Origin of the sequence: Alteromonas sp. K632G (assembly GCF_017653625.1) — a bacterium.
GTDB lineage: Bacteria > Pseudomonadota > Gammaproteobacteria > Enterobacterales > Alteromonadaceae > Alteromonas > Alteromonas naphthalenivorans.
The window spans coordinates 1-5,074 of sequence record NZ_JAGGDM010000038.1; the positions used below are offsets into that span (position 1 = coordinate 1).

Genomic DNA, 5,074 nt, shown 5'->3' on the forward strand with positions numbered 1-5,074 from the left:
GTCTCACTCATGCCTAACTTCCGCACCCTGTCTAATACTATGAAAAACTGAGGCGACAACTATCCTGACACAGGGGGGTCTTGCTTTCTGTCACCTAATATCAAATGGTTTGCATACTCTCTCAAATTATTACAAACGGATGTCTTAAGGGGATGTAGCGTTTATAGCGAAATACGTTAATTCGCGAAGTATGTTGTAGTATTTGTTTATCTGTGACTATATTAAAAAGCTACTACACAGGGACAAAGGTTAAGCCAAGTAGTATTGGCCCATATACAAGGCTATCTACAAGGAAAGAAAATGAAAAAGATCATTTTTTGTGCGTTCATGTTGGGCGTGCTTTTTAACTTACCCGGTTGCGTTACCCAAACAAAGCAAACATCCCAAAAAGCTTCCGATTTATCTAACCCACAAACATTGCCGCCAACGCTTATTTCCAGAGAAGTTTTGTTCGGCAATCCAAGCCGCTATCAAGGGCGCGTCAGCCCAGATGGCAACAGCATGAGTTTTAGAGCGCCAGTAGATGGTGTCATGAATATTTGGGTTGGCAAAGTTGGTGATTTCGACAGCGCGACCCCCGTTACGCAAGATTCAGGACGCGGTATTCCTCTTCACTTTTGGTCATTAGACAGTCGATATGTATTTTTCACCCAAGATAAAAATGGGGATGAAAATTGGCATTTGTACCGAATAGATTTAGACAGCGGTGACATAAAGGACTTAACTCCTTATGCAGGTGTGCAAGCTAGCCAGATGGATCAGAACGCGGCATTTCCAGGCATAGTTGTTGTTGGTATGAATGACCGCGATGCAAAATGGCACGACGTGTATAAGGTAGACGTCGCCACTGGGCAGCGCAGCTTAATTATTCAAAACGACGGTTTTTCTTATTTCGTACTTGATAATAAGTTAAACGCGCGTGTCGCGGTAAAGACCGCAGAAGATGGGGCAAGCCATGTTTTTATTAAATCCTTTGATGAATGGAATCCTTGGTTTGAAGTTTCCTTCGCAGATTCATCATCTTTCAATATTCTCGGTTTCGATCAACGCAATGAAGGAATATACATGATAGATACGCGGGAGCGAAATACTGCGGCTCTCGTATATCTACCATTGGGAGACACAAAACCTACTTCCATTGCTAGTAGTGATAAAGTAGATGTAACAAATGTACTTTTTCATCCCCGTACCCATAAGCCCCTAGCTTACGTACTAAACTATATTAGGCCTGTATGGCACGCCATAGATGATGCTCTCATTGACCCCATTAAACAGCTGAACAGCCAATTAAGTGGCGGCTCACAAGTTTTAGCGCAAACAATTGATAATTCTCTTTGGACTGTATTTACTGACCAAAGTAATCAATCACCTATTTATAAAGTATTTGATACTACAACCGGTGAATTATCGGACTTATTTATTACTCAGCCAGAAATTAATAACCTACCTCTTTCTGTTATGCATGGTGTGGTGATTCCATCACGAGATAATCTAGATTTAGTGAGTTATTTGTCTATACCCTTGGAGGCAGATCCTAACCAAGACGGCAAAGCTGAGCACGCTTCCCCATTGGTTTTATTGGTACATGGCGGCCCTTGGGGGAGGGACGAATTTGGCTTTAACCCTTTAGCGCAATGGCTAACAAATCGAGGGTACAGCGTGTTACAAGTTAACTTTCGCGCTTCAACAGGTTTTGGTAAAGCGTTTGTAAACGCAGGAAATAAAGAGTGGGCGGGTGCCATGCACAACGACCTAATTGATGCGAAAGAATGGGCGATAGAGCAAGGTATTACATCGAATGACCAAGTCGCCATTATGGGAGGAAGTTACGGCGGCTATGCTACGTTAACCGGGCTCACTGTTACCCCAGAAGCATTCCAATGTGGCGTTGATATTGTTGGGCCATCAAACTTAACCACCTTGCTCGACTCTATTCCTCCTTACTGGGAAAGCTTTCGTCAGGTGTTTTATCATGCGATAGGCGATCCAAATACTGAGGAAGGGTTAGCTCTGCTTAAAGCGCGTTCGCCTATCACTCATGTGAACAAGATAGAAAAGCCTTTACTCATTGGACAAGGAGCGAATGATCCTAGAGTAAAACAAGCGGAGTCTGACCAAATCGTGGAAGCGATGAAAAAGCGCAATATACCTGTAACGTATGTGCTTTACTCCGATGAAGGGCATGGTTTTAGCAAGCCTGAAAATAACCTTTCATTTTTTGCCGTTGCTGAAGCTTTTCTAGGTACATGTTTAGGGGGGCGAATAGAACCGATAGGTGATGATTTCAGTGGCTCTAGCATAGAGGTTGTTCATGGAGCTGAATTCATTCCTGGTTTGGCCGAGCATTTAGGCACTAAATAAAGCGCCAAATCAAAGGGGCAGAGTATATTTTTTTCAGAAAAGTACTCTGCCCCCATTTCTTTTAGCTAACAGTCACCACTGCTTTTTGTTTGGCTTCTTTAGAATAACGAAGCGCATCGTTGAGGTTTTCAAAAGCAAACACTTGGGGTATTTCTGCCAAACCTTCGCTTGCATAATACCTATCTAATACCTCTCTAATCCCACTCTGGGGCAAAGTCTGGTGTGGCCTGACGATCGCCGCAGTCTAGTGCGTCAATTTTTGCAATGTCTTCTGCATCAAGCGTCAGCTCAAGTGCTTTGATATTGGTTTCCAAGTTCTTACGCTTGGTGGATGATGGAATAGTCACAAGGCCGTTGGCAAGCTCCCAGGCCACAACCACTTCAGCCGCGCTCACCCCATGCTTCTCTGCAATGGCAACAATGGTGTCGTCTTTTAACACTTTGCCTACGGCAAATGGCATGTAGCCGGTAACAACAATGCCATGTTTTTCACACGCAGCTCGCACCTTAGTGTTGGTCAGATAAGGATGAACTTCAACTTGGTTAGTGGCAATAACACCTTCACCTAAAATACCTACGGCTTGCTCAACTTGAGCCACCGTAAAGTTAGAAATGCCGATTTCTTTGGCAAGGCCTAACGTTTTCACTTTTAGTAACTCACCTAAGTATTCTTCCATGCTTTCACCGTTTTCTGGTGACGGCCAGTGAATAAGCAGTAGGTCTACGTAATCTAGCTGAAGTTTTGACAAGCTTTCTTTTACACTGTCAACAAAGCTCGCTTTGTTTAGCTTATCGTTCCACACTTTGGTGGTAACGTATAAATCTTCACGTGCTACGGCACTGTCTTTAATAGCCCGGCCCACGGCTTCTTCATTGCCATAAATTTGTGCGGTATCAATGTGGCGGAAACCTACTTCTAGGGCCATCGTCACGCTGTTATATGCTTCTTCATCTTTTAAACGAAATGTGCCTACACCTAGTGAAGGAATTTTAGACTGTGACTGATTTACGTTAGGCATGATGCCTCCTTGTTAATTTCCGTTACTAATGAAAATGCGGTAGAACGTGCTCAGCAATTCGCTGCATTGCGTCTTCAACCGGCAGCGTATTTCGCCTGAAGTGAAGGCCAATATGGTTAACGCCCGCGCTTTTCATTGCCTTAAGTTCTTTGATAAGCCCGTTTACGCCAGTTTCAACCCCGAATCGGTGGCGTTTTATCGGCGCTTCGTCGTCTTCAACCAAATTAAGATGGATAAAGCTAACGTAAGGTTTATTGCCTGCAACTTCCCGCCATAAGGCTACGCGTTTAATGTGATCGCTTATCTAAGTAACCGCTGTACCTTGTTACCACTAACGCAGACACAGAAATAGCAGCGCCTATCCATGCGGTATCAGATAGCTCCATGCCCTCTACAATGGCACCGCCAACAAATGAACCTACCGCAATACCAATGTTGAACGCTGCAATGTTTAGCCCTGAAGCCACATCTACCGCATTTGGTGTGAATTTTTCAGCAAGCTGCACAACATATACTTGCAGGCCTGGTACGTTTCCAAATGCAAATGCACCCCACACTAGAATAGTAATTACTGCAGCAATTTTGTGACCCATGGTGAAGGTGAGGGCGAACAAAATAATAGCTAGAGCGCTGAAGATAATAGTGAGCGCGCGAATAGGGCCTTTTTTATCAGCTAATTTACCACCGTAAATATTTCCAACAGCAACAGAGGCACCGTAAACCAGCATGATCAAGCTAATCGCAGAAGGCGCAAACCCTGATTCTTGTTGCAAAATAGGCGCAAGGTAAGTGAACGCGGTAAAGGTACCGCCGTAACCTAGAATGGTCATTAGGTATACCAAGACTAAACGGGGCTGAACCAACACTTTCATCTGCTCGCCTAACGACGCAGGTTTACTCTGTTTTAAGTTGTTTGGCACAAGTAACGCACTGCCAATAAGTGCAATAGTACCTAGTGCAGATACCACTAAGAATGTGGCTCTCCATCCAAAGTTTTGTCCAATCCATGTGCCAAGCGGTACACCCGTTACCAAGGCAACGGTAAGGCCAGTAAACATAATGGCAATGGCGCTGGCTTCTTTTTCTTTAGCAACCAAGCTGGTGGCGATAGTAGAGCCAATTGAAAAGAACACACCATGGGCAAGGCCAGTTAAGATACGCGCCACTATTAGACTTTCGTAACTAGGTGCTTGCCAGGCAAGAATATTACCGGCAACAAACAAAGCCATAAGGCTTAGCAGTACGTGTTTTCTGTTCCATTTACCGGTTAATGCGGTTAATACAGGGGCGCCAACAGCCACGCCAACAGCGTAAAGGCTGACGAGTAATCCCGCGCTGGGTAGGGTTACGCCAAGATCTGACGCTATCGTGGGCACTAACCCCACAATTACAAATTCGGTAGTACCGATAGCAAACGCACTTAACGTTAACGCAAATAATGCAATAGGCATTGTTAATCCTCACAAAAGTGGCTCAAAAGAGCCGTTATTTAAGTGCACACAGTGTGACGATAATTTTGTTTGCGAAAAACAGCACTAATGACAAAACACTTTTGCGATTTCTGAAAATATAAATGGTGGGGTCAAAGTACTTTTTAGGCAATAAAGTACTCTGACCCTGAGGGATCCCCACGAATTTAATTTCATGTACCTCCACCCCAGGCTTCGTCTACTAAGGAGCTGTACCACTCGAGT

Annotated in this window: 4 protein-coding genes; 1 reads left to right on the forward strand and 3 read right to left on the reverse strand. The window is 44.3% G+C overall.

The window, feature by feature from the left end; all coding sequences use genetic code 11:
• The first annotated feature begins 300 nt into the window (after positions 1-300).
• On the forward strand, positions 301-2,361 hold the full coding sequence (locus tag J5X92_RS20545) for a S9 family peptidase (RefSeq protein ID WP_208806410.1): 2,061 nt from the start codon (positions 301-303) through the stop codon (positions 2,359-2,361).
• 194 nt (positions 2,362-2,555) lie between these two features.
• Here J5X92_RS20545 and dkgB read toward each other — a convergent pair whose 3' ends face one another.
• The 3 genes from dkgB to J5X92_RS20560 all read right to left on the reverse strand — a co-directional run bounded on the left by dkgB (position 2,556) and on the right by J5X92_RS20560 (position 4,831).
• Positions 2,556-3,380, reverse strand: a complete 825-nt coding sequence (dkgB, locus tag J5X92_RS20550) for a 2,5-didehydrogluconate reductase DkgB (RefSeq protein ID WP_208806411.1) — start codon at positions 3,378-3,380, stop codon at positions 2,556-2,558.
• 25 nt (positions 3,381-3,405) lie between these two features.
• Positions 3,406-3,603, reverse strand: coding sequence for a hypothetical protein (locus J5X92_RS20555; RefSeq protein WP_244361160.1), 198 nt, complete (start codon positions 3,601-3,603; stop codon positions 3,406-3,408).
• A gap of 64 nt (positions 3,604-3,667) precedes the next feature.
• Positions 3,668-4,831, reverse strand: coding sequence for an MFS transporter (locus tag J5X92_RS20560; protein WP_208806412.1), 1,164 nt, complete (start codon positions 4,829-4,831; stop codon positions 3,668-3,670).
• Positions 4,832-5,074: the final 243 nt, after the last annotated feature.